At 41.6% G+C, this 23,266-nt stretch carries 25 protein-coding genes; 8 read left to right on the top strand and 17 right to left on the bottom strand.

The genetic code is table 11. The features are described from left to right. The first annotated feature begins 229 nt into the window (after window positions 1-229). Together FA584_RS13430 and FA584_RS13425 are read left to right on the top strand one after the other, a co-directional pair. Window positions 230-1,474, top strand: coding sequence for an EAL domain-containing protein (locus FA584_RS13430; protein ID WP_167749797.1), 1,245 nt, complete (start codon window positions 230-232; stop codon window positions 1,472-1,474). A 140-nt stretch (window positions 1,475-1,614) separates the two neighbouring features. Then, on the top strand, window positions 1,615-1,911 hold the full coding sequence (locus FA584_RS13425) for an STAS-like domain-containing protein (protein ID WP_167749796.1): 297 nt from the start codon (window positions 1,615-1,617) through the stop codon (window positions 1,909-1,911). 6 nt (window positions 1,912-1,917) lie between these two features. On the opposite strand, the gene FA584_RS13420 is transcribed toward FA584_RS13425, so the two are convergent. Continuing rightward, a complete protein-coding gene (locus FA584_RS13420; RefSeq protein ID WP_167749795.1) occupies window positions 1,918-2,799 on the bottom strand; it encodes a hypothetical protein in 882 nt (293 codons plus the stop codon). Between the two features lie 128 nt (window positions 2,800-2,927). Here FA584_RS13420 and FA584_RS13415 point away from each other — a divergent pair, with 128 nt between their 5' ends. Genes FA584_RS13415 through FA584_RS13400 form a run of 4 tightly spaced genes read left to right on the top strand, consistent with a single transcriptional unit; the run spans window position 2,928 to window position 8,555 of the window. After that, window positions 2,928-3,314, top strand: a complete 387-nt coding sequence (locus FA584_RS13415) for a FixH family protein (protein WP_167749794.1) — start codon at window positions 2,928-2,930, stop codon at window positions 3,312-3,314. Continuing rightward, window positions 3,314-4,498 (top strand): TolC family protein, encoded by a 1,185-nt coding sequence (locus FA584_RS13410; RefSeq protein ID WP_096047635.1) that lies wholly within the window; start codon window positions 3,314-3,316, stop codon window positions 4,496-4,498. Before FA584_RS13415 ends, FA584_RS13410 begins: the two co-directional genes overlap by 1 nt. Beyond that, complete coding sequence (locus FA584_RS13405) at window positions 4,495-5,481, top strand: efflux RND transporter periplasmic adaptor subunit (RefSeq protein ID WP_167749793.1); 987 nt, start codon at window positions 4,495-4,497, stop codon at window positions 5,479-5,481. The genes FA584_RS13410 and FA584_RS13405 overlap by 4 nt, the downstream gene beginning before the upstream one ends. After that, window positions 5,478-8,555 carry an efflux RND transporter permease subunit gene (locus FA584_RS13400; protein ID WP_167749792.1) on the top strand — a complete coding sequence of 1,026 codons (3,078 nt, stop codon included), beginning with the start codon at window positions 5,478-5,480 and terminating at the stop codon, window positions 8,553-8,555. Before FA584_RS13405 ends, FA584_RS13400 begins: the two co-directional genes overlap by 4 nt. Window positions 8,556-8,594: 39 nt before the next feature. On the opposite strand, the gene FA584_RS13395 is transcribed toward FA584_RS13400, so the two are convergent. From FA584_RS13395 to FA584_RS13375, 5 genes are all read right to left on the bottom strand, one after another. Further along, on the bottom strand, window positions 8,595-9,050 hold the full coding sequence (locus FA584_RS13395) for a hypothetical protein (RefSeq protein ID WP_167749791.1): 456 nt from the start codon (window positions 9,048-9,050) through the stop codon (window positions 8,595-8,597). Between the two features lie 117 nt (window positions 9,051-9,167). After that, window positions 9,168-9,878 (bottom strand): SDR family NAD(P)-dependent oxidoreductase, encoded by a 711-nt coding sequence (locus tag FA584_RS13390; RefSeq protein WP_167749790.1) that lies wholly within the window; start codon window positions 9,876-9,878, stop codon window positions 9,168-9,170. Further along, complete coding sequence (locus tag FA584_RS13385) at window positions 9,872-10,309, bottom strand: MarR family winged helix-turn-helix transcriptional regulator (RefSeq protein ID WP_167749789.1); 438 nt, start codon at window positions 10,307-10,309, stop codon at window positions 9,872-9,874. Before FA584_RS13385 ends, FA584_RS13390 begins: the two co-directional genes overlap by 7 nt. A gap of 142 nt (window positions 10,310-10,451) precedes the next feature. Beyond that, window positions 10,452-10,955 carry an NADPH-dependent FMN reductase gene (locus tag FA584_RS13380; RefSeq protein WP_096047629.1) on the bottom strand — a complete coding sequence of 168 codons (504 nt, stop codon included), beginning with the start codon at window positions 10,953-10,955 and terminating at the stop codon, window positions 10,452-10,454. A gap of 100 nt (window positions 10,956-11,055) precedes the next feature. Next, complete coding sequence (locus tag FA584_RS13375) at window positions 11,056-11,607, bottom strand: GNAT family N-acetyltransferase (RefSeq protein ID WP_228448026.1); 552 nt, start codon at window positions 11,605-11,607, stop codon at window positions 11,056-11,058. A gap of 53 nt (window positions 11,608-11,660) precedes the next feature. Between FA584_RS13375 and FA584_RS13370 the strand changes: the two genes are divergently transcribed. Continuing rightward, window positions 11,661-12,230, top strand: coding sequence for a GNAT family acetyltransferase (locus tag FA584_RS13370; RefSeq protein WP_167749788.1), 570 nt, complete (start codon window positions 11,661-11,663; stop codon window positions 12,228-12,230). Here the strand turns inward: FA584_RS13370 and FA584_RS13365 are convergent. Then, on the bottom strand, window positions 12,214-12,879 hold the full coding sequence (locus tag FA584_RS13365; RefSeq protein WP_167749787.1) for a nitroreductase: 666 nt from the start codon (window positions 12,877-12,879) through the stop codon (window positions 12,214-12,216). The two genes, FA584_RS13370 and FA584_RS13365, sit on opposite strands and share 17 nt — an antisense overlap. Before the next feature lie 132 nt (window positions 12,880-13,011). Between FA584_RS13365 and FA584_RS13360 the strand changes: the two genes are divergently transcribed. Next, window positions 13,012-13,641 carry a LysE family translocator gene (locus tag FA584_RS13360; RefSeq protein ID WP_167749786.1) on the top strand — a complete coding sequence of 210 codons (630 nt, stop codon included), beginning with the start codon at window positions 13,012-13,014 and terminating at the stop codon, window positions 13,639-13,641. Window positions 13,642-13,702: 61 nt separating this feature from the next. Here the strand turns inward: FA584_RS13360 and FA584_RS13355 are convergent, their stop codons facing one another. The 10 genes from FA584_RS13355 to FA584_RS13310 form a co-directional block, all read right to left on the bottom strand. Next, complete coding sequence (locus tag FA584_RS13355) at window positions 13,703-15,178, bottom strand: amidohydrolase family protein (protein ID WP_167749785.1); 1,476 nt, start codon at window positions 15,176-15,178, stop codon at window positions 13,703-13,705. A gap of 26 nt (window positions 15,179-15,204) precedes the next feature. Continuing rightward, window positions 15,205-16,290, bottom strand: coding sequence for a glycoside hydrolase family 3 N-terminal domain-containing protein (locus FA584_RS13350; protein ID WP_228448024.1), 1,086 nt, complete (start codon window positions 16,288-16,290; stop codon window positions 15,205-15,207). Window positions 16,291-16,315: 25 nt separating this feature from the next. After that, window positions 16,316-16,996 carry a tRNA-uridine aminocarboxypropyltransferase gene (locus FA584_RS13345; protein WP_096047623.1) on the bottom strand — a complete coding sequence of 227 codons (681 nt, stop codon included), beginning with the start codon at window positions 16,994-16,996 and terminating at the stop codon, window positions 16,316-16,318. Window positions 16,997-17,149: 153 nt separating this feature from the next. After that, window positions 17,150-17,851 carry an ABC transporter ATP-binding protein gene (locus FA584_RS13340; RefSeq protein WP_096047622.1) on the bottom strand — a complete coding sequence of 234 codons (702 nt, stop codon included), beginning with the start codon at window positions 17,849-17,851 and terminating at the stop codon, window positions 17,150-17,152. Between the two features lie 4 nt (window positions 17,852-17,855). Further along, window positions 17,856-18,992 carry an ABC transporter permease gene (locus FA584_RS13335; protein WP_167749784.1) on the bottom strand — a complete coding sequence of 379 codons (1,137 nt, stop codon included), beginning with the start codon at window positions 18,990-18,992 and terminating at the stop codon, window positions 17,856-17,858. After that, complete coding sequence (locus tag FA584_RS13330) at window positions 18,989-20,137, bottom strand: efflux RND transporter periplasmic adaptor subunit (RefSeq protein ID WP_167749783.1); 1,149 nt, start codon at window positions 20,135-20,137, stop codon at window positions 18,989-18,991. Before FA584_RS13330 ends, FA584_RS13335 begins: the two co-directional genes overlap by 4 nt. Continuing rightward, window positions 20,134-21,411 carry a TolC family protein gene (locus tag FA584_RS13325; protein WP_167749782.1) on the bottom strand — a complete coding sequence of 426 codons (1,278 nt, stop codon included), beginning with the start codon at window positions 21,409-21,411 and terminating at the stop codon, window positions 20,134-20,136. The genes FA584_RS13330 and FA584_RS13325 overlap by 4 nt, the downstream gene beginning before the upstream one ends. 65 nt (window positions 21,412-21,476) lie before the next feature. Beyond that, complete coding sequence (locus tag FA584_RS13320; RefSeq protein WP_167749781.1) at window positions 21,477-22,136, bottom strand: Crp/Fnr family transcriptional regulator; 660 nt, start codon at window positions 22,134-22,136, stop codon at window positions 21,477-21,479. 94 nt (window positions 22,137-22,230) lie between these two features. Further along, window positions 22,231-22,527, bottom strand: coding sequence for a c-type cytochrome (locus FA584_RS13315; protein ID WP_167749780.1), 297 nt, complete (start codon window positions 22,525-22,527; stop codon window positions 22,231-22,233). A gap of 117 nt (window positions 22,528-22,644) precedes the next feature. Beyond that, window positions 22,645-23,193, bottom strand: a complete 549-nt coding sequence (locus FA584_RS13310) for a hypothetical protein (RefSeq protein ID WP_167749779.1) — start codon at window positions 23,191-23,193, stop codon at window positions 22,645-22,647. Window positions 23,194-23,266 lie beyond the last annotated feature (73 nt).

Below are 23,266 nucleotides of genomic sequence, written 5' to 3'. Positions count from 1 at the left end.
GTTGACATAAAAATACCTTTGTGCTATGATTTTACCAATTTTAAAACAAGGAGTTCTCCATGACATTTTACCATGCCCCATTTCATGGAAGAACAACACCTGTTTTATGCCTCATGCGTTGCTGCTAATATCCTAAGAATTTCACAAAAACCTTTTAAAATTCGTTCGTTTGATCTTACAATAAGCCCAAACGGTACAGACTCATTTTTACAGTTAAGAGATAGAACCTATGAAAAAAGAAATAAAATATGAATTAACCTACGGGCGCATTAGCCCCATAACGGAACTGCCCGATAGACAGCGATTTCTCAATACTTTGAAGCATTCCAATGCCAACAAACTTGCCCTTTTAAACGTCAACGGCTTTTGGAATTTTAACCATGTTTTTGGCTATGCCATTGGCGATGAGATTTTAAAAATCATCTCACAGCGTTTGCAAAAGCGTTTTCCTCATTCGGTTGTTTTCCACTTAGGGGGTGATAATTTTGCTGTTCTTGCAGGAAAAGAGGTCGGCAAAGAGGCGTTTATACAAGCTATCAATGCGTGTATGTGGTATTTTGGTTATTCGCCGATTGAGATTGAAGAAGAGAAAATTTACGTAGCGATTCGCATGGGTGTTGCCATCGACTATGTTGATCTTTTTCTCAATGCCGAATTTGCGATCAAACAAGCCAAACGCATTGGAAAAGATATGGTGATTTATGACTCTGAAAGTGTGCCGTTGTGCCGCCCCAACGCAAGCAATGCGAGGGCCGATTTGGAGTGGCAGAAAGCCATACGACAAGCACTGCTGAAAGACCGCTTTGAAGTCTATGCGCAAGGCATTCAAGGTGGGAAAGTCAAAAAGTTTGAGTGTTTGGTGCGTATGAAAAGTACCAATGGTGGTGTTATTTCGCCGTATCATTTTCTAGAACAAGCCAAACGCGCCAATTTGTACAACAGCATCACCAAAGTGGTGATCGAAAAATCGTTTGCCTTTTTTGCCGATAAAGAAGCGGAATTCTCGGTCAATCTAACGCTGAGTGACATTTTAGATCAAGAGACGGCAAATTTCATTATAGAAAAGATGTATGCCTACTCGGTGGGATCTCGCTTGACAATAGAGTTGGTGGAGAGTGAGCACATTGAAAATCACCCCGAGGTGGTTGCGTTTTTAACGACACTCAAACAACAAGGAGTCAAAATCGCGATTGATGATTTTGGAACGGGGTATTCTAACTTCGAATACGTGGCAAAATTGCAAGCGGATTACATTAAAATCGATGGCTCTTTGATCCGAAATATCACCAAAAATGCAACACATCGCGCCGTAGTCGAAGCTATTGTGACGTTTGCCAAAAAAGTAGGCATGGAAACCGTCGCTGAGTTTGTCTCCGACTTTGAGATATACGAAGCATGCCAAGAACAGGGTATCGACTACTTTCAAGGCTACCTTTGGAATGAACCCCAACCGCTTCGTAAGTTGAAATTGTGAGAGAAAGTTTAAAGTGAGGCTATGTTGTTAAATGGGATTATTGTATTGTTTTATTTTCAACTAGTTGGTTGAAATATTGTGTTATAATCCGCCGTGCACACCTTAAAAGGTGTTGAATTTTTATAACGAAAGGAGCTATTATGGTCATCAATGTAAGAAATGAAATTGGTGGTTTTGACTATGCTGGCTCACGAGACAGTGGTGTCAAAATTAGGGAAGCTCTTAAAACAAATTTAGAAAAAGGTGACAAAGTAACACTTGACTTTGTCGGTATGACTGGCGTATCTCATTCGTTTGCAGATGAGATTGTTGGAATTCTTGTAAGAGCATACGGCGTTGATTTAATTAAAAATAAACTTATGCTCAATAATGCAACGGCAGAAATTAAATCTTTATTGAATCTCGTGATAAGAGAAAGTAGAAAAATTTCTGCATAATGCTTTTTAGAGGAAGAAATCATCTTCCTCTTCTCCTTCTTCAACGGCTCCCCAAATACGTTGAATTTGTTCAAAGTTATAATTTGTATTTTCTTCAAAAAATTCGAATGCTACAACAACACCATTCCAAGATACTGGTAATTTGTGAATAGTTTTATTGCTACTATCCATTTTTAGCATCGTATCGTTTGAAATAATAATAAGATTTCCATTAGAATACTTCAAAATAGTTTCAAGTGCAAATAGTCCGAAGCCAGCATTTCTTGTTTGTCCGTAAACGTAATTCTTTGAAGCTGTTACAGCTTTTTGCATTGCTTTTAAAATAGCATCTTCTTCAGTTTGAATCTCTGGAAATTTGGCTTGAATGTTGGCTAAAAAACCACATCCCTTATCAGCAATAGCAAACTGCACTTTTCTATGAGTTTCATAATATTGTGCCATAGCAAAACCACCAATATCGCTAAACGAATGATCAGACACATTGTTTAACAATTCACTAAACATATAGTTGAGGTATCTTCGTAAATCAATTTGAAAAGATTCTGTAAGGGCAGAAAAATTCTTCATTATTGTCGATGTGAGAGAATCTCTGATGTACTCTGTTTGGTGACGACCTTTGATTTGGACAATAGGAGTGTAAGTAGGTTTTGTAGGGATATAATCAATACCCAATGTAAGCATGTTTCTCATATAGCTATTACAAGGGATAGCATCAATAGTAATTTCATGTGCTTCTGCATGAGCTTTTAACATAACAGTGCCAATAGGATCAGACCATGAAATATCACTATCCATATCTGAAAAACCTAATTCTGAAAAAAAGTCTATTTGATCTTGAATATTTGAGAACTTGAGCTCTAATGTTCCATTGTATCGGTAATTTGGCATTAATTCCTCGTACGAATAGTTTAATCACATTTTACCAAGAAACATTATAAAAAGCTAATAATATTCCATTCCACAAATATTCCACATACGCCCTCTATACTGCTTGCATAACTTTACAAGGAGTACAGATGAAAAAGCTGTTGGTTGCGATTTTTGCGGTGATGTTGGGACTAAGCGGTGCTTTTGCCGCTGAGGCGTTGTCTAAAAAAGGAATGGCGGGGCCATTAGAAGTTGAGTATAGCAGTGAGAAGCCACTCTCTCAGGGCATGAACATGATCAACATCAAAGTCAAAGAGAATGGCAAAGAGATCAAAGATGCGAAAGTCAGCGTCACGGCTTCAATGCCAGCGATGCCGGGAATGCCAGCGATGGAGCAAAGCTCTGAGGCGATGTTTGTAAATGGCGCGTATATGGCGCATGTTACGTTTTCAATGAACGGGACTTGGCAGCTTAACATCGTCATCGAAACCAGTGATGGCAAAAAACAACGCTTAAAATCAAGCGTAAATCTCTAATGAAACGCGTCATTTTCATGCTCGTAGCCCTTTCGGGCTACGCTTTGGCGCAAAGCGAGTTGACCTCTTTAGCGTATGAGCATAACTATGAGTTAAAGGCACTTGAAGCTGAAGTGAGCGCACTTGAAAAAGAGGTTGATATAAGCAAGATTTGGGAAAACCCTATGCTCTCTCTTGGGGTCAACGACATCTTTTTAAATGAGCCTCTCACAAGAGATAAAGACGCCCAAAATGAGGCGATTTCCCTTTCTCAAAAAATTCCAACGGGTGGAAAACTGGACATTAAAGAGTCGATTGCTTTGCAAGATTTGGCGATTAAAAAGCTGGAACTTAAAACCAAAAAATTAGAGATGCAACAAGAAATTGGTGTGTTGGAGCAAAGTTACATCCGCATCAATCAAGACCTTGCTTTGGTAATGAAGTATGAAAAAGTGTTGGAAGACCTTAAAAACGCCCACCTTGCTTACAACACCACCAGCGCGCACTATGTCGATACCCTGAACAATACGATTTTGCAAAAAAATCTAGCCATCGAGAAAAAAACACTGCTTCGTGACAAAGCTTCTATAGAGCGAAAATTAGAGAGCATTATCGTAGCGCATATGCCTGAGATGAGCACACATGATGGACTATTGCCCTACACGCTCAGTGATGAAGAGAAGCTTTTGGAAAAATCGCCGAAGCTTCAAACCCAAATAATGATTAGCCAAAAAGAGCTGCTCAATTTACGTTATGAAAAAGCGAATAAAACACCCGATGTCACGGTAACGCTTGGCTACAATCGAAGACAAGGAAGAGATGATTATGCCTTTTTAGGCGTTTCTGTACCGCTTCCGATTTATGGCAAAGAAAATGCCTCTATCCAAAAAGCCACACTCACCCATGCCTCGTCTGAACAAAGTGTGCAGTCGGTGCATAAAAGCTTGCAGTTTGAGCTAAGAGACGAGCTTCTCAACAAAGAGTTGCAGTACGACAAAATCTCTTTGGCAAAAGAGGTATTACATGAAAATGAGAAGATGTACGAAGTGCTCCAAAGCACGGCTCTGTCTCAAAATGACGCGCTCTTAAGCCTTCTCAATGTACTTACGCAAATCATTGAAGCACAAAAGCAGATCAACGCTAACACGTTTGCGTATAACGAGTCTATCATCAAAATCTACACCCTTTTAGGAGTCGAGCTATGAAAGTCACCCATCTCATTTTAGGAGCACTCCTACTTTTAGGCGCTCAGCTTGATGCCAAGCAGATTTTCAATGTCAAAACCATTGAAGTGAAAAAAGTGTTGGAAGGCTCTGCCAAAGAGTTTTACGGTTACACCAAAGCGAATGAAGAGAGTGTCAAAGAGGTAAGCTTGCGTTATGACGCGTTTATCGAAACGCTTTACGTGAACAAAAGTTTTACGAGTGTTAAAAAAGGTGAACCACTCGCTAAGCTTTACTCGCAAGAGATTTATACTGCTGAACTAGAACTCATCAACGCATTACGCATTAAAAGTGACAGCATGGTGCAGAGCATCACGCAAAAGCTCAAACTTTTAGGGGTCGATGAGAAGACCATCCAGAAGATCATCGCAGATAAAAATGTACCTGAAAGCATCACCATTGTTTCGCCCTACAGTGGCATCGTAACCCAAAAAGCAGTCAACCAAGGTGCGTTCGTTCCCAAAGGGATGAAACTCTACGAGATCAGTGACTACACGAACTTATGGCTTATCGTCAAAGTGTATGAAAAAGACCTTGATTTTGTTAAACGTGCGCAAAGTGCCGACATCTTTTTTGATATGAATTCAAAGCCTTACAAAGCCAAAATCGACTTTATCTACCCCAAAGTTGACCCGCAAACAAAAAGTGTGGATGTGCGCTTGGTCATTGACAATAAAGACCTTGAAATCTACGAAAACGCCTTTGCCAAAGCGAGATTTGGGACAGCCAAGCGTGAGTATTTAGCGCTTCCAAAAAGTGCGGTGATGACAAAGGGTGCGAAGACGAGCGTGTTTGTCAAAGGTGAATTTGAGGGCGAGTATGAGCCAAGAGAGATTGAAGCCAAACGCCTTAATAATGACACTTTTGAGATTATCTCAGGGCTAAAAGAGGGCGATGTGGTTGTCTCAAACGCGCTCTTTATGTTTGATGCCGATGCTCAAAACAATGGCGGGGCAATGCAATGATCGAGAGCATCATTGAAAAGAGTGTCAAAAACAAAGCACTCCTTCTTATCGCTTTGCTCATTGGTGCATTTTTGTCGTACTGGGCGATCAGACAGACACCACTGGACGCTTTGCCTGATCTTACGCCACCGCAAGTCATCGTCAATGTCAAGTATTTGGGTCAGTCACCCAAAATCATCGAAGATCAGATCATTTATGAGCTGACCAATGCCCTTCTAGCGACAGCCAAAACCAAAACGGTGCGTGCGTTTACGTCGTATGAAAACGCCATCGTTTACATCATTTTTGAAGAAGGTACTGACCTTTACTGGGCGAGGGATCGGGTGAATGAAGTCATTCAAAATGTCTCTAAAAACGCGCCTAAAAGTGCGACCATCAAGCTTGGACCTGATGCCACGGGCATTGGCTGGGCGTTTGAGTATGCACTTAAGTCTCACAATCGCAGTCTTGAGGAGCTTCGAAGTATTCAAGACTACCTCTACCGTTACGCCCTTTTGGGTGTTGAAGGGGTCAGTGAGGTTGCCAGTGTGGGTGGGTATGTCAAAGACTATGAGATCACATTGCACCAAGATGCACTCTACAAATATGATCTCAGCATCGATGATCTGATGAATGCACTTTCCAAAAACAACAATGACCTCGGCGGTCGAGTCGTGCTTGAAAATGGGTTTGAGCAGATCGTTCAAGCCAGAGGGTTTGCGCGCTCTTTGGACGAGATAGCAGGCATCACCATCAAAACGGTGAATGGCATTCCTCTGAAACTCTCCGACATTGCAGATGCTCGTATCGTGCCAACGTATCGTAGTGGTATGGCAGAGCTGAACGGTGAGGGTGAAGTCGTTGGCGGTGTTGTCGTGGTGCGCTACAAAGAAAATGCGTACAAGGTTATTCAAGCGGTCAAAGAGAAGCTGGCATCGTTACATGTAAACGATGTGGAAGTGGTCACAACCTACGATAGGAGCGATCTCATCACCAAAGCGATCAACAACCTTAAGCGCGCTCTTTTTGAAGAGAGCATCGTTGTTTTAGCCGTTGTGATGCTCTTTTTGCTTCATTTTAGAAGCGCTTTAGTCGTCATTATCGTTCTACCTCTTACCATCGCTTTGACCTTTTTGGCGATGAAGCTTTTTGGGTTGGAGTCGAACATCATGAGTTTGGGCGGCATTGCCATTGCCATTGGTGCGATGGTCGATGCGTGTATCGTGATGATCGAAAACGTGCATAAAAAGCTTTCGCACGGAGAGCCTAAAAGCGAGGAAGAGCGCAAAGCCATCATCATTGCTTCATCCAAACAAGTCGGACGCCCGATCTTTTTTGCACTGTTGCTGATCGTGGTTAGTTTTCTACCTATCTTTACGCTCAGTGGGCAAGAGGGTGCGCTCTTTAAGCCGTTGGCGTACACCAAAACCTTTGCAATGCTCATTGGCGCGGTGCTTTCCATCACACTGGTTCCGCTTTTGATGCTTTATTTTGTCAAAGGCAAAATTCTTGAAGAACATAAAAATCCGCTCAACCGCTTTTTTATCTGGGTTTATGCGCCACTTTTGAAACTGCATATGCGTTTTTGGTATATCGCCATAGTTGCTTTTATCGGCTTTTTGGTGTTGGGGTATCATACCTTTACGAAACAGCGTTGGGAGTTTATGCCACCTCTGAATGAGCAGACGTTTATGTATATGCCCGTCACTCCTTTTGGCATTAACATCGAACTCGCTAAGGAATACGCGCAAAAAAGCAATGAGATCATCAAGAGTTTTCCCGAAGTGGAAAGCACCTTTGCCAAAGCAGGGCGCGCAGAGAGTGCAACAGACCCCGCTCCACTTTCGATGATAGAAACCATCATACAGCTGGGGCCCAAAGAACAGTGGAGAGAGGGTATGACGTATGAGAAGCTGAGAGATGAGATGAACGAACAGCTTCAAATGACGGGGCTTGTCAACTCGTGGACATACCCGATTCGCGGACGTATCGACATGCTTATTACTGGCATTCGTACACCGCTTGGCATCAAACTGTATGGCGACAATGACCAAGCGCTAGAAGATAGTGCGAACAAAATTGCCAGTGTGCTTGCCAACTATGAGGGAACCAAAAGTGTTTTTGCGGACAAAGCGAACAGTGGCTACTACCTCAATATGACACTCAAACCTGAAAATATCGCCGCGTATGGGTTGAGTAAAGATGATGTTCTAAACTTTGTGGACAGTGCCATCGGCGGCTCAAAAGTGACTACCCTTTACCAAGGCATTGAGCGTTATGCCATCACACTAAGGTTGGAAGAGGAGAGTCGTAAAGACCTGAGTGCCATCAGTGAACTCACCATCAAAACACCGTATGGATTTCAACGCCTTGGACATTTTGTAGATCTTAGTTATGATGTGGGGGCAAGTGAGCTGAAGTCCGAAATGGGCAAGAAAGTCAACTACATCTACATTACCATGAAAGAGGGCTTTTCGTCTAAAACCTATAAAGAGGAAGCGAGCAAAATCCTCAAAGAGAGCGTGGAGCTTCCAACAGGCTTTTACATCGGTTGGGCGGGGGAGAGCGAGTACCTAGAGAGTGCTATGGAGCGCTTGCAATTCATCCTTCCACTCACGCTTTTGGTCACATTTATGCTCATCTATTTAGGGCTAGGCTCGTTTAAAAATGCGCTTTTGGTCTTTTTGACCTTGCCACTTGCCGCTGTAGGTGGGTTTTTGTATGTGGATTATCTCAACTTTAACCTCTCCATTGCCGTCATTGTAGGCTTTTTAGCGCTCATTGGCATTGCAGTGGAAACGGCGATCGTGATGATCATCTACCTTGAAGAAGCACTTTTACATGTAAAGCATAAAACCAAAGAAGCGGTGCAAGAAGCCATCTTTGAAGGCGCAGTGCTCAGGGTTCGCCCTAAACTGATGACCGTTTTTGCCATCCTTGGCGGACTTTTGCCCATTATGTGGTTAAACGGTGTCGGAAGCGAAGTCATGCAACGCATCGCCGCCCCAATGATCGGCGGTGTGGTGAGTTCGGCGATTTTGACACTTTTGGTGATTCCAGTGCTGTATTATCGAATGCAGAAAATCGAGGAGTGAGAGGGGTTACATGTAAGGATTTTTCCTTACATGTAAATGCTAATTCCATCCACTATCAGATGTTGTTGAATAGATCGGTTCTACATAATTTTTATCTCTAAAATAACCTCTACAAGCTAAGCAACTCCATTCTCCATTATTACCATCTTGTAATCGAATAAGTTTTTTCTCTTTATCGTAACAGAGTTGGCAAAATGGTCCATCTTTTTTACCATCTTCTTCTATTGACCAATAGTAAGGCATTTCAAATTGAAGCTTGGCTTGTAATTCCAATTTCGCTTTGAGTTCTTTTTTCTCGTTTTCACTTTCGATAAGTGCATCTTTAATATCTGCCATTTTCATCTTAAGATCGGCAAGAGAGCTAATGAGTTCCGCTAATTTGAGGTCTACTTCGGCTTTTTGGAGTGTTCCCGAGCTTTCTTTTAAAAGTTTGGTAATGTCAATGGCAGTTTTAACGCTTCCTAAAGCCGTTGAAATAGTTGCTATATCAAACATAAAAAATCCCCTTTTAACTTCTTGTTAACTCACTCTCAATAATTTCTTCCATCAGATTTTAGCAGATTTTAGGGGTCTGCGCCAAACTTTTAATTTTTGTTATATTTACATGTAAACTTAGCCTAAAATTGATTTAGCGCATTCGGCGATGATGGCTTTGGGAGCGTGAAGAAGTCCTTCTTTCATGCCTTTGGCGGCAGCGTCGGGATAGATTTCAAATGTTTTTGCTTTGTAGCCTGCCCAAATTTCCTGTGCGACATCTTTGGTGTCGGCTTTATCGAACACTTGGTTTTGTGTCATTTTGGTATCCATGGGTCCTGGAAAAATTTCGTAAACGTCGATGTGTTTGAGGGCAAACTCTGCTCGCAAGGCTTGTGTGGTCGAATGAAGCGCGCTTTTAGAGGCACAGTAAAGTCCCATGACGGGTAAATTAACCAGTGCCAAAATGGAACTGATATTGATGATGGCGCCTTGATGTGCGATTTTGGTTTCAAATGTACGACACATGTTCAGTGTTCCAAAAACATTGGTTTCAAAGTCGCTCATGCACGGCTCTAAAATCCGCTTTTCGCTGTTAACGCCGGCATTATTGATCAAAATATCAATGGTACCTACAACCGATGCGAGATGCTGAACGCTTGAGAGATCGGTGGTGACAAGCGGGAGCACTTCAATGCGTGGATCAAGTGTTGTAAGCGCCTCGGCCTTTTGTGGGTCACGTACGCATGCGTAGACTTTTTTGGCATTGTGAGCTAGAGCTTCTTTGAGCAATGCGGTGCCTAGTCCGCCGTTTGCTCCGGTGATTAAAACAGTTTTATGGGTTAACATGGTTCTCCTTCTAAATTATGATGCACTTTTTTGAGTAATGTGATGAGCGTTTGTGCCTCTTCTTCACTCAAACCTTTGCTGAGGCGTTGGTTAAATGCTTGAGAAAGCGGCACGATCTGCTCTACAAGCGTGAGCGCTTCTTGCGTGGGAATCAGTTGAAAAGACCTGCGGTCACTCGGGTGTTCGATACGTTTCAATAATCCTTTTTGCTCCAAACGGTCGATGCTTCTCGTGATATTGGCTTGATCTTTGTAGGTCGAATCGGAAAGCTCTTTTTGCGTCAGACCGCTTCGTTCGACAACGCGAAAAATGAGCGACCACTGTTCGGGCGAAATATCGTACGGTTTGATAAGATTATTGAAATGCGCTTTGGAAAAGAGGGCGGTTTTGTTAAGAATAAATCCTAAAGAATTGTCCATATCAAAGTTCATGGTTACTCCTTTCGATGCATTATAACGAGCAACTATTTAATTGTCAAGACAAGTATTGATAAGTCAATGAAATAACAATAGGAAAATAAGGGCAACTTTACATGTAAAAATTTACCCTTTCTTTTGCTATCTAAAAGTACTACTACTTTTGTGAAATCCCCACAAACTGTGTCAAGATTCTCTTTAAACTTCCTTCTTCGACTTTTTTATCATACGTTGCTACAATCTCTCTAGGCGCAACGATGGCTCCGAGTTTGGAGAACTGTGAACGCATCGCATTACAGACGTCATTGCCGCCACTTCCTGAGTGGGTGGCAAGTTGAACGTATTTGAGGGTGAAGAGTTCTCTAAAATTTTCACCGCTTCGGGATAACCACGCGATGACATTGGTGAGGGACGGTGGAATGGAGTAGTTGTACTCGGGCGATACAATGATGTACCCTGAGGCGTTTTTCATCTGTTCTGAGAGTGCAACGATCTTGCTTGGAATGCCATCGTTGAGCTCTTTTGCGCTATCGTAAAGCGTTATGTCAAGATCGACTAAATTGATGATTTGACTTTGAATTCCCATCGTTTCTAGGCTTTTTTCAATGGTGTGGGCTAACTTCATATTTTCATTGAGACTTGCAACCAATATTAAATACATAATTCATCCTTTTTTAGATAATAGCGTTGGGATTATTATATTACGAAGAAGTAAGAGGGTCAAGAAAAAATAAGGTTAGAACGAATTTACATGTAAAGATTCAGTTTAGCGTTTTTTCCATTGAATAGTTTACCAGTATCTGCCCATTTCGCTTGATTTCATTGCGTTGGAGTGTTGTAAAACCTCGTTTTTCAAAAAAAGGTTTGATAAGCTTGGAAGCTTCCACATAAAGGCGAGGCATTGTATTTTGATGCGCGAGTGATTCGATATGGTCATACAGTTTTGCCATCACACCGCACTGTTGAAAGAAAGGATGCGTGTACGCACAGTCGATGTGCCCATCGGCCTCAAGCTCTATAAAGCCGGCAATGTGTCCTTCCACCATCGCCAAAAACGGTTTTTTAAGGGCGAGTCTTTTTGCCCAATACAGATAATTGGGTGGTGTGTGTGCCCATGCTTCTTGCTGTTCGCGTGAATAAATCGTTGGGTCAATCGCATGTATGGACGCATGATGCAGGTCAGTTACTTCCGTAGCATTCTCGTCTGTGTAAGGGGTAATCGTGATTTTCATACGCCTATTGTAGCATTTTACATGTAAAGATTTTTTCAGTGGCGTCTCTTCAAAAGAAAGCAATTTTTGGATTGTGTCCAAGGACGCTTTGCGTTATACTCATGCCCATGATGGAGAGATAATAAGGAGAAGATATGCAGCTCAAAATAGCCGAACTCAGTGACATCGACAACGTTTTAAAGCTTCACGCGAAGTATCAGATCAGTACAATTCAAGAAGAAGATAAAAAAGATGGTTTCGTCACCACCGCTCTCACTAAAGCGGAGCTCACTAAACTCATCAACGAAGAGCAGGGGCTTTTCATCGCCATTCATGAGAGCGAAGTCGTGGCGTACGTGATGTCTGCTTCGTGGCAGTTTTTAGCCTCATGGCCGATTTTTGCATACATGATGGATGACTTAGTAAATCTTGAATATTTAGGGCAAAAAATAACGCCTGAAAACTCTTACCAATATGGACCTGTTTGCGTCGATAAAAGCATGCGAGGCAGTGGTGTGCTTGAAGCGATCTTTGATTTTGCAAGGGAACAGATGGCAAAAAAGTACCCCATTTTAGTGACGTTTATTAACAAAATCAACACGCGCTCCTACGCAGCGCACACGAAAAAAATTGGACTCGAAGTGATCCAAGAGTTTTCGTTCAATAACAATCACTATTATGAACTGGTTTACGACACAGCCAAAGCGCTCACGAATAAAAGGTGACAAACTCCTCAAAGCTAATGCGAGGTGTTCGGTAGCTGTTGATGAGGGCGCTTGTATCTTCATAGCCCAATGCCATACCGCAGAGCAGAAGCATGTTTTCTGGGGTGTCAAGCTCGTGTTTCACAATGCTTGGAAATTCAGCCAAAGCGGCTTGGGGACAGGTGGCTAACCCTTTTTCGGTGGCACTTAGCATAATGGACTGCAAAAACATACCATAGTCGAGGTACGAGCCTTTTTCCAAACGCGCATCGATAAAAAAGTAAAGCACAGCAGGAGCGTCAAATGCGCGGTAATTGAGCTTCCATTGCTCTTTTTGTCTCTCTTTGTCTTCTTTGCTAATGCCCAGTGTAGAGTACATCAAAAGCCCTGTCTCTTTACGCCTGCTTTTATAAGGCTCTTCCCATGTGGACGGATAGTAAGCGTAGTCCATAACCTCGGTGTGCCCATGTTCAAAGGCTTCGATGACTTTGGTTTCCAGCGTGCGTTTTTTTTCTCCACTGAGCACACACACATGCCACGGTTGCATGTTGACACCTGAGGGTGCGTGTTTGGCATCGTTTAAAATCGCTTCGATGAGTGTTGGTGAAACCTCTTTGGGTAAAAAAGCGCGTGTGGATTTTCGCATTTTAAGTGCTTCCGATACGGTCATGAGTTAGCCTTTTCATGTTTTTGTTTATTCTACGAAACTTTCTTGAAATTAAATGAAATACTTTAAAACTAACCACACTTTTTTAGAAAGAAAACATGGGGTATAATTCCTCTTTATTTTAAAGGATTTGTCGTGGCTTCTGCAGTTGATTTTTCGATTATGGCGCTTTTTCTTCCCACTTTCTTTTTTGTCTCGGTCACTCCAGGCATGTGTATGACACTTGCGATGAGTTTGGGTATGAGCATTGGGCTTAAGCGCACGTTTTACATGATGGCGGGTGAACTGGTTGGTGTGGCGATAGTCGCACTCTCTTCGGTCATTGGTGTTGCGGCGATTATGATCAACCATCCTGATATTTTTACGATTTTTAAGTACGCGGGTGGACTTTACTTAGGTTATTTGGGGTTACAACTTTGGCTCAATCGTGGCAAAATGGCACTTTCTAAAACCGAATGTTCTGCCACGATCTCTGCGACCTCTTTAGCGACACAAGGTTTCGTGACAGCCATTGCTAATCCCAAAGGGTGGGCGTTTTTCATCGCACTTCTACCGCCCTTTATCAACCAAAGCAAACCACTTATTCCTCAGGTGTCGGTACTTTTAGCCATTATTTTAGTGCTTGAATTGATTTGTTTGATTATCTACGCGAGTGGCGGCAGTACGATGCGTAAGTTTCTGCAAAAAAGCAATAACGTCAGACTGATGAACCGCATTGCAGGCACATTGATGCTCGGTGTGGGTGTCTGGTTGGCGTTTGGGTAAGCTTTTACATGTAAAGAGACAAAGCCAAATTTCTAGCTTTGTCTCTTTTAAAAAATAACCTCTATTTTAAATGCTTTGCTAACGCACTCATCTCTTTTTCAAACACTTCAAATTTTTTATCCAGTTGCATTTTTACTTTTGCTTTCTCCGCAGGTGTCAAAAACGAATAGTCGATGCTGTTGTAGACATAGGTTTTGATTGTCGTATAGCTTGGGTGATAACGGCTGGCAAGCAAGACATACTCATGTGCCAAGTTGTCTCGTGAGACACCTGAATCATCCGTTGAGATAACGATAGGTACACCATAAGCGGCATAAAGGGAGTAGGGGTGTTCTCTGCCTGCAACGCCTAAGATGAACTCATTGCTCGAGAGGTTGATCTCGATGGCGGCATGCTCTTTGAGCTCTTTTAGAAGCGAGAGTGACTCTTTTTCATAGGCAATGTCAACACCATGCCCAATGCGATCTGCTCCTGCTATTTTTCGCGCTTGGGTGATGTGAAAGAGAAGCTCTTTAGGCTCGACCATACCGATGGTCAGTTCTCCCGCGTGAAGGGAGTGAGGCACTTGTGGGTAGTGATTTGCGAGGTAGTTAAACATGCGCATATGAAGTGTGTAGTCGTTGATTGCCACTGTGTTGTTCTCGGGTGCTACGATGTTCACGCCCACGATAAGCGGAGAACTAAGAACGGCCTTGTACCCTGCAAGCAAGTCGGTATAGACTTGCAGTGGTTCGAGCACTCTGACCGCATAGGTTTGAAAGCGCATCGTAAAATTTTCCGTGTCGATACCTTCATGACGGTGTTCTACTTCGCTAACAAAATGGTGCACTTTTTCGCTAAAGGCTTGGTTTTGTGCATAAACCGTACTGATGCGATCTAACAGAGCGTTAACTTCTTCTTGGGTGGTGGCATGGCGAAGGGCGGCATTGATATTTTTGGTTTCTTCGGCGTTGAAAAATTCAGCACTGTTGACACCTACACGTGAGAGCATGGTTTCGATGTAGGAGACATTTTCGCTGAGTGCGCGCTCTTTGATGATGTTCAGCCCCACATCCATATATTGGTCAGAGATGGGTGAAAAATAGCCAAAGGTATTGAAAAAGTTGCTATCGGGCGGGAGTTGCTCATGGCTGTGGTTGTCGAAGTCTTTGTCTGACCAGATCATGAGCAGTTTGCGATAGAGCGTATCATTGGCGATGAGTTCATCCACGCTGAGCGTTTTGCAGGGTTCATTGCCTTTGGCTTTGAGTATTTTAAAGCTACAGGAGTCAATAAACCACCCCTTGTTTTTCACCCATTCAAGGTAGGTTTCGGCATAAATAGAGCCCGTATAGTGGTGGTGTAAGTCGCCACCTTTGGGCATTTGGGTGAAAAAAAGGTTGAGCATGGCAACATTGGGAACATGTGTCTCAAAAGAGCGTTCATACAGTGCTGAGGTTGCGCCCTCATCATCGCTATGTGGCAGATTTGGCGTGGGGGCACAGCCTACCAAAAAGCTCAAAAGGAGTAGTAGGCTTAAGTGTTTGAGATAGTGCATGGTTGTCCTTACATGTAAAATTATTTTTAGAACGTTAAGTTCGCAATGCGTTCATTGGCTTGTATGATACGCTCAAGCGGAATAGCACCGTTTTTGACTTGTGCTAAAATGGTTTCGACGATCTCATCGGTTTTCGTCTTTGAAAGTTGGTTACCAAAGAGAAGCATGTCGATGCCCGAATTAATCGCTAAGGTCACGGTGTCTTTAAGCGTGTAATACTTTGCAATCGCTTCCATCTGCAAATCATCGCTAATGAGCACGCCCGTGTAGTGCATTTTCTTACGCAAAAGCTGAGTGTTGATGGCATAAGAGAGTGTTGCGGGGTAAGTGTCATCAAGTTTGGCGTTATAGACATGAGCGGACATAATCATGGAGACACTGTTCGCGTCGATGAGCTTTTGGTACGGCTCTAGCTCTTTTTCGCTCCATGTTTGGGTCACATCAACAAAACCTTCGTGCGAGTCACCTAAGGAAGAGCCATGCCCTGGAAAATGTTTGAGCACGCTGATAACGCCCTTTCCCCTTAGCGCATCAATAAACACAGTGGCATATTGGGCAACCGTTTCACTCTCTTTTCCGTATGAGCGTTCTAGTTTATAGATGACTCTGTTTTCTGGGTTCAACGCCAAATCCACCACCGGTCCAAAATCACAGTTGATACCATGCTCTTTGAGCATTTCTGCCATATGTGTATAAACCTCTTTGGTCTGTTCGAGCGACATTTTAGAAAGTGCAAATGCTGAAGGAGTCTCTTTAAAGCCATCACGCGCTTTGAGTCTTGCAACCCTGCCACCCTCTTGGTCGATGGAGATGAGAAGCGGTTTTGTGGCGTAATGTTTAAGTTGTTTGGTGAGTTCTCTCAGCTGTGCAGGAGAGCTAATGTTTTTTGTACGTTCTCTGTCTCGGTAAAATCTGTCAAATAAAATAACCCCACCCAGTTCATAGTTTTGCAGCTCTTTGACGATGGTACTTTGCGCGTCAATGGTTGCGTCATCAAAGCCAACAACGAGCATTCGCCCTATCATCTTTTTTAAAATAGCATCGTCTGGCATCGCTTGAAGAGGGAGTGTACTGAGTAGTAAAACCATAAAAAAGGGAATAATTTTGTGCAAAAAATATCCTTCTATTTTTTAAAAATTATAGCGCAGTTAAAATTTTCTTGGGCTTGAATCTCACGGCTTGATGCAGAGGATTTTGGATGCAATGGAGTTGATAGTCAATCATCGCGTGAAAAGGAGTGAGAAACGTTTCTAATTTTTCTTGCGCTATCGTTTCGATCTGCCACTGGTTCAGTAGTTCTAACACCGTGAGTGTTGACTCAATAGTCGAGAGGCAATATTCCAAGGGTTGCTCTTTGATTTTAAACTCCGAACGTTTAGTCGCGTCAAAACTGATGTGCGAAAGCGCGTGTAAATTTTTACTCTCACGCATCATTTTCAGCGAACACGCCCATGTTGAATCAATGAGGAAAATCGCCATCCTCTTCTTTACATGTAAAGATTTTTCAGCCAGAGGATTATGATGACTGAGGTTGATAGCATGCTTGGAAGGGTAGAGAATAAAACTCTCATGCGTTGCGATAATTTCGTTAATACGTGCATTGTCACTAAAATCGATGCCCATAAAAAGCTCAGAGTTTGGTAAGGAAAGATGCGTCAAATGCCCCGTACCGTTTTTAGTTTTTTTAAACTCTTTGGGGTGCATCAAAACGATGAATCTTGTCTGTGTTTCTATGGGTCGAATAGAACTACACATGCACGAGCTTTTGGGTCTGTAACAGCTGTAACATTTTGCTCTATCGCCGTAAATCGTCTGCATGGATTCCCTTAAAATAATGGGGATTATACTAGAATATAGGAAAAGCTTAGTAAATATAAAGTTCAGTCACCCAATATTAAAGTTATAAACATTTTTTACATGTAAAATAAAAAAATGATCAAAAGAGCATAGAGTCAAAAAATATTATGACATTTACTGAGTCTCTTCTATCACAAATCCATCATTAACACGAATAATTCTGTCAAATAACGGAATCATTCGTTCATCATGCGTGACGACCAAGATGGCAACGTCTTGTTCGATGGCAAGCTTTTTAAGTAACTGCATGACCGAGAGAGCACGTTCGCCGTCCAAAGCGGCTGTTGGTTCATCGGCTAAAATAATTTTTGGGTTATTGGCTAATGACCTTGCGATGGCGACTCTTTGGCTTTGCCCTCCTGAAAGTTGTGAAGGCATAGCGGTGAGTTTGTTCCCCACACCCAAATACTCCAACAGTTCTTGTGCCTTTAGTGTCGCTTCTTTGGGATTGGTTTTGTTCATCAGTGGAACGAGCGTTATGTTCTCTTCGACATTTAAAAAGGGAATGAGATTGTGCGATTGAAAGATAAAGCCGATTTTTTGACGTCGCAATTTCCGTGTATCGTTGATGCACCACTGTTGATCAAAAATCAGTTCACCATCTAGATATAACTTCCCTTGCGTGGGTTCTGTGATGCATCCTATCATGGTGATGAGTGTTGTCTTTCCCGACCCACTTGGTCCCAAAAGCGCAACGGTTTCTCCTCTGAAAATTTCAAACGAACACGCTTTAATCGCCTTGACAGCATTTTCGCCTTTTCCATAAGTTTTTGAAAGTTGTTCTACTTTAATGACACTTGAATGTGATGATGGCATTTTCTTAGCCTCCAATGGCGCTAGCAGGATCGATTTTGAGTGCGGAGCGCACGCCAAAAAGGGAACCTAGGATACTTACGATGATGACAATCACCAAAAGACTGAATGCATCAGCACTCATCAAAATAGTACGTTTGGGAAATAAATCCATCAAGCTGTGTGAGAAAATAGTTCCTGCGATGAATGATAAGATGCCTAAAAGAACCGATTGTTGCACAATCATCTTAATAATCACCGCATTTGAAGCACCGATGAGCTTCAAAATGGCGATTTCTTTGAGTTTGCCCATGGTCATGGTGTAAATAATGAGCGAGATAATCACGGAAGCTACGAGCAATAAAATAACGGTAAACATACCGATCTGCTTGGCAGAGCGTTCGATGAGGTTTTTGGTGAGGAGCGAGGATTGTTCTTCTTGGGTAAACACCTTAACGTGTTTCCATCGTTCGATTTCTTGCGCAATGGCTTTCAGATCAGCTCCTTCTTCCACGGTCGCAATGATCGCATTGATGGTTGTGGTGTCGGTTGCTTTATTGCCTCTGGCACGGTCATTGCGAATTTGTTCATTGCTCGATAAAAATTGGAGTTTTTGTGCATCGGGAAGCGAAAAATAGACCATCAAATCGCCGCTGGAAGAGACTGCATCTTCGGTGATGCCCACAACGTGAAATATATCTCTTCCAATCACAATCTCATCATGCAGTTTAAATCCTGTTTTTTTATCAACAATCATTTCAAAATGATTTGCAAGAATCGGTCTTCCTTCTATGAGAAGATGAGGCATGTAAAAAGAGCCAACATCGTACCCCATAGCAAAAACTCTGATAGGCTGATTGTTGCGATAGAGTTGAAGATTTTGAAAGGTGATCGCTGAAACATCTTTGACTCCCGCAAAGACTTTCATTTGGTATTTCATATCTTCATGTAGACGTGAATTCTCAGCAAAAGGTCCTAGAGTGTCTTGCTGCACAATCCATAAATTGGCTTGGGTATCTTTGAGCAAAATATTGGCATCATCCACCAATCCTCGATACACCCCAATCATAATTAAAACAACCCCTAAAAGCATCCCAATGCCAGCAGATGTTGTGAGAAATTTACCCAGAGAATGGGCAATGTCTCGTTGTGCTAAACTGATCATAAGCGAATCCGCATACCCTCAGTGATATCGCGCCCTGCGGGTATAAGAATGGTGTCTTTATCTGTTATGCCTTCCTTGACAATCATAAGCCCATCGGCACTGATAGAGTGAAACGTTAGTGGTTGAAAATGCGCATGCCCTTGCTTGGCAAGCCAAACACCTTTGATACCTTGGTGCGTTGTTAGTGTTAAGAGCGGAAGCGTTAACGCATGTGTATGCTGCGCCAGTGAAATTGTAGCTTCCGCGCGTTCTCCCACGTAAAGAGGTTGCTGTGGCTGGTCAAACGCAATGTCGACTTCTCTCTCTTCGGTGGTTCTATCACTCTCCAGTCCAATGCGAGCAATATGCCCACTATAGGGCGTTGAAGGATGAGAACGCAAGGTAATGGATGCAGACTCATTTACATGTAAAGCGCCGCTTTGGCGTTCATTGATATAGATTTTAACCCAAATAGAAGATGGATTGATCAGTCGAAATACAGGCGAGCCCGCAAGAACCGTGCTTCCCACTTCAGCATCACGCGAAAGAACCACCATATTCTCCGGAGCTTTGAGCGCAAGATCCTCAATTTTGGCGTTACTGCTTTTCACAAGAGCTTCATTTCGTGTGATATCGGCCTGCATAAGGTTCACTTGCCACGTTGCATTTTCCACTTGAGCCTTAGCACTTTGTTCGGCTGAAAATGCCGCATCTAACTCAGCTTGTGCCACAAATCCTTCTGAGATAAGGTGTTGGTAACGTGTCAGTGTCGTGTAGGCTAAATGATATTTGGCTTCTAACTCTTTCAGAAGACTTTGTTGCGAAAAAAGCGACATTTGACTCTTTTTCATTGCCATCGAAGCCTCTTCTTTGGATGCGAGCAGATCCGAAGGGTCCATTATCGCTAGAAGTTTTCCTTTTGTCACCGTTTCACCTTGATCGGCAAACAATGAGAGCACTTTAGCCGTTGTTTTAGGCGCTAATACAATCGTCTCTTTTGCTTCAACCGTTCCGACTCCAAAAGCTGTTTCATTGACATCTTGGATGATGGGTGAGATCGAAGCAAAGGTGATCTTCGGCAGATATACTTTGAAATAAAAAAAGCTTCCGATAGCCATTATTACGACTAAAATCAATATATTTTTCATCATAGATGCCCTGTTCATAGGGAAACTCCTTTAGGAATAAGTCTTTTGATATGTGCTAAAGAGGCTATTTTTTGTAACATAGCAGCACTTTGCGCAATGGTAGCATTGTCGTAAGCGCGTTGAGCTTCAAGCACTTCAATGTAGGTGGCTAATCCCTCTTTATAACGACCTTGGGTAATGGCAACGGTTTTGGCGAGAGAACGTGCTGCCATGTATTTGGCTTCAATGGTCGCATCCAAGCGTTTGGTATCTAAAATAGCTTCATACAACTCTTGCCACAGTGTTAATTCACGCGCTCGCAGTGCCTCTTCTGAGACCAAGATACCAACTCTGTCTTTTTCAATTTGATGCGAAATTCTTCCTCCTGTTAGAAGGGGAATGGAGGCTTTGATGCCAATTTGATTGCTTGAATAAGAAGAGATGGAGGTATCGCTGCCTATAGAACCCGCGGAAATGATGGTGCCATAGCTTTCTGCTTTGGATGACTCGTATAATGCGTGACTTTGTTTGATTTTAGCGCCCAATGCTTCCAGCTCCGCGTTATGTTCTTTGAGCATTGAACGCCATTGGGTATCAGGAAAAGAAGGTAAAGTGGTGTGCGAAAGTGCCGTAAAGTCATCTTCAATTTTAATGTCTTGTTCCAAAAGACCTGTTAAGACACTCAGTAAATGGATGTATTTGCGTTCTTCATTGCGACTGGTTTCCAATATATCTTTGGCGTCCAGCAAAGAAGCATAAAAGCGTTCGCTATCGGCTTCGGTTTTCAAGCCTACATTTTTCATTTGACGCGATTGATCGTACAGTGCTTGGTAAAAGGCAAGGGAGAGGGTATTGGCGGTGTTCACACGTTGCAAGTATGCTAATGAATAGTACGCTTGCCAGACTTTTTCACCCAGCAATGCTTTGGCATTTTCATTCAGCGCTACGGCAGACTCTGTATCTTGCTGTGCCGCATCAATGCGTTTTTGCGTACGTCCAAAATCCCATAATGTATAAGTCATCGTCACATCTAAATGCGTTGAGAAATGATCTCGTGTTACAAAACTGCCATTATTTTGCGAAACGAGTGTTTTTGTAGGATAATATTCTGCATTAGCGCTCAGCTCTGGATACGTGGCCGCTTTGGTGATGCCTAGCGTTTCATAAGCCATATTTAATTGATACAGCGCGAGTTTAGCATCAGGGTGCGATAAGAGTGTAGCGTCAATAGCTTCTTGCAATGAAAGTGTTTTTGCAAACAGTGTTTGCAGTGCTAAAAGGATGAAAATAACGGTTCGTAGTAGTGTCATCATAAGCGCTCCTTTCTTTTAATCTAAAGCATTGTACCCCATGCCATTTATCCTTGACTTGATATGAATCAATTTTGCATAATGGTACGATAATAGGTTTGAAGAGCTTCTTTTTTTTGTAAAGTTAAGGTGTGCTTTTTATCAATATGGATAAATCCTAAAGATTTCAATTTTGAAAGCATTCGTGAGAGTGTTTCAGGAGTAGTATTGAGGATAGCGGCTATTTCAATTTGTTTGAGTGTTTGAACAAGCTGCTCATTATCGAGTAAAAATTTTATAACTTTCGCTTCTGTATTAATACTAATTTCATTATGGATGAGATTTAAAAAAGCTCTCTGTTTTTTTATGAGAGATTGGATGATATGAAGATTTAATATAGGATTATTTAGCACTTCTTTTTGAATAGGAAAAAAATTTATTTTAAGCACTTCTCCTTCGGTTACAAATTGCGCAGTATTAGGATAAGGACTGTCAGCATAGAGAGCAAATTCTCCGATTATCTCACCTGGTTGTGTGAAAAAAAGAATGAAAATATGGTTGGATTTGGCTGTTGTTTGATACACTTTGAGTGTACCTTTTAAAAGGATATAAAGATATTTTGGAGTTTCACCTTCGTAAAAGAGTATTTCGTCAGATATATATTTTTTGAGTGTGCAAAATTTCTTTATTTTTTCAATTTCATGATGGTTTAGATGGGAGAAGTAAGGAAGATTTTCAATTTTTAGCATTTCATATTTTTTTTTGAAAGAGAATAGTTGAGAGTATGTATAGATAAAGAGAAGGAATATTGATTGCCTTCTCTTTTAATATCCAAATTGACAATTATTTAAAAGAAGCGATAGTCGTAGCTACGGCTTTTAAATCATCGTCATTTAACCCTGAAGCGATAGGCTTCATAACATTTTTCATTGCACCACCTGCGCCATTTTTATAGCCATTGACAGAAGTGATGATTTTATCTGCATCCCATCCAGCAATAATCTGAGATTTGTTCAATGCTGCCTTGGATGCTTTTTCTCCATGACAAGAGAAACACTTAGCTTTATAAATTTCAGCACCATCAACGGCAAATAAAGTTGATGCGGAAGCAACGAATAAGCTTAAAAGAATTTTGTTCATAATCGTAACCTTTTTACGTGAATTGTATTAGAAATATATAATAAATTACACGCTATGTCCTTGACGAATATCAACAAATGAAGCATTAAAAAAAAGTAGGAGAAGAGCCAACTTTTCCTATTTTATATCGAAGAAATATGAACTTTCGTAAATAACCATTCCTGTAGGTGATTTGATATGAAATGTATCATAGAACATATAGCCTTTTTCTTTAAAATAGGCATAATTATCTGTTTCATTTTGAATTTCATATTTTGGATTGGATTTAGCTTCATTGTATATTTTCATAACTGTGTTTGAATCAGATTCAACGTATTGTTTTAATGTAACAAAAAGTTGTTTTTCATTTTTGAAATAAACAAACGTGCAATTAACAGCTCGGTTATTATTATAAATTGTTACGTCACAAATTTGAGTATCGCTATTTTTTATTTTGGTAGTGCTTCCAGTAGAGTTCGTTGTCCAATGGGCTGACCAATTTTGAACAAAAAAGTCATTTAACTTGTCATAGATGATTTTTTTTGTACTTTCATTGCTGGGTAAATTAAGTGCTTTAATGACAGAGTCAATAACATTTTTTTGTTCCGTTGGCATTGAACTGATAGAGTCTAATGCGATTGCATTACAGAAAAAACCTAATAAAAGTGAGACTAAAATTTTTTGCATACTTGTTTCTCCATCAAATTACGTTATATTTTTATTATAACAAATGCATTTTGATAAAACAAGTTAAAAAGAT

This window comes from Sulfurospirillum diekertiae, assembly GCF_011769985.2.
Taxonomy (GTDB): Bacteria; Campylobacterota; Campylobacteria; order Campylobacterales; family Sulfurospirillaceae; genus Sulfurospirillum; species Sulfurospirillum diekertiae.
The sequence above is the reverse complement of the archived record's forward strand: the minus strand, read 5'-3'. Positions and strand labels throughout refer to the sequence as shown.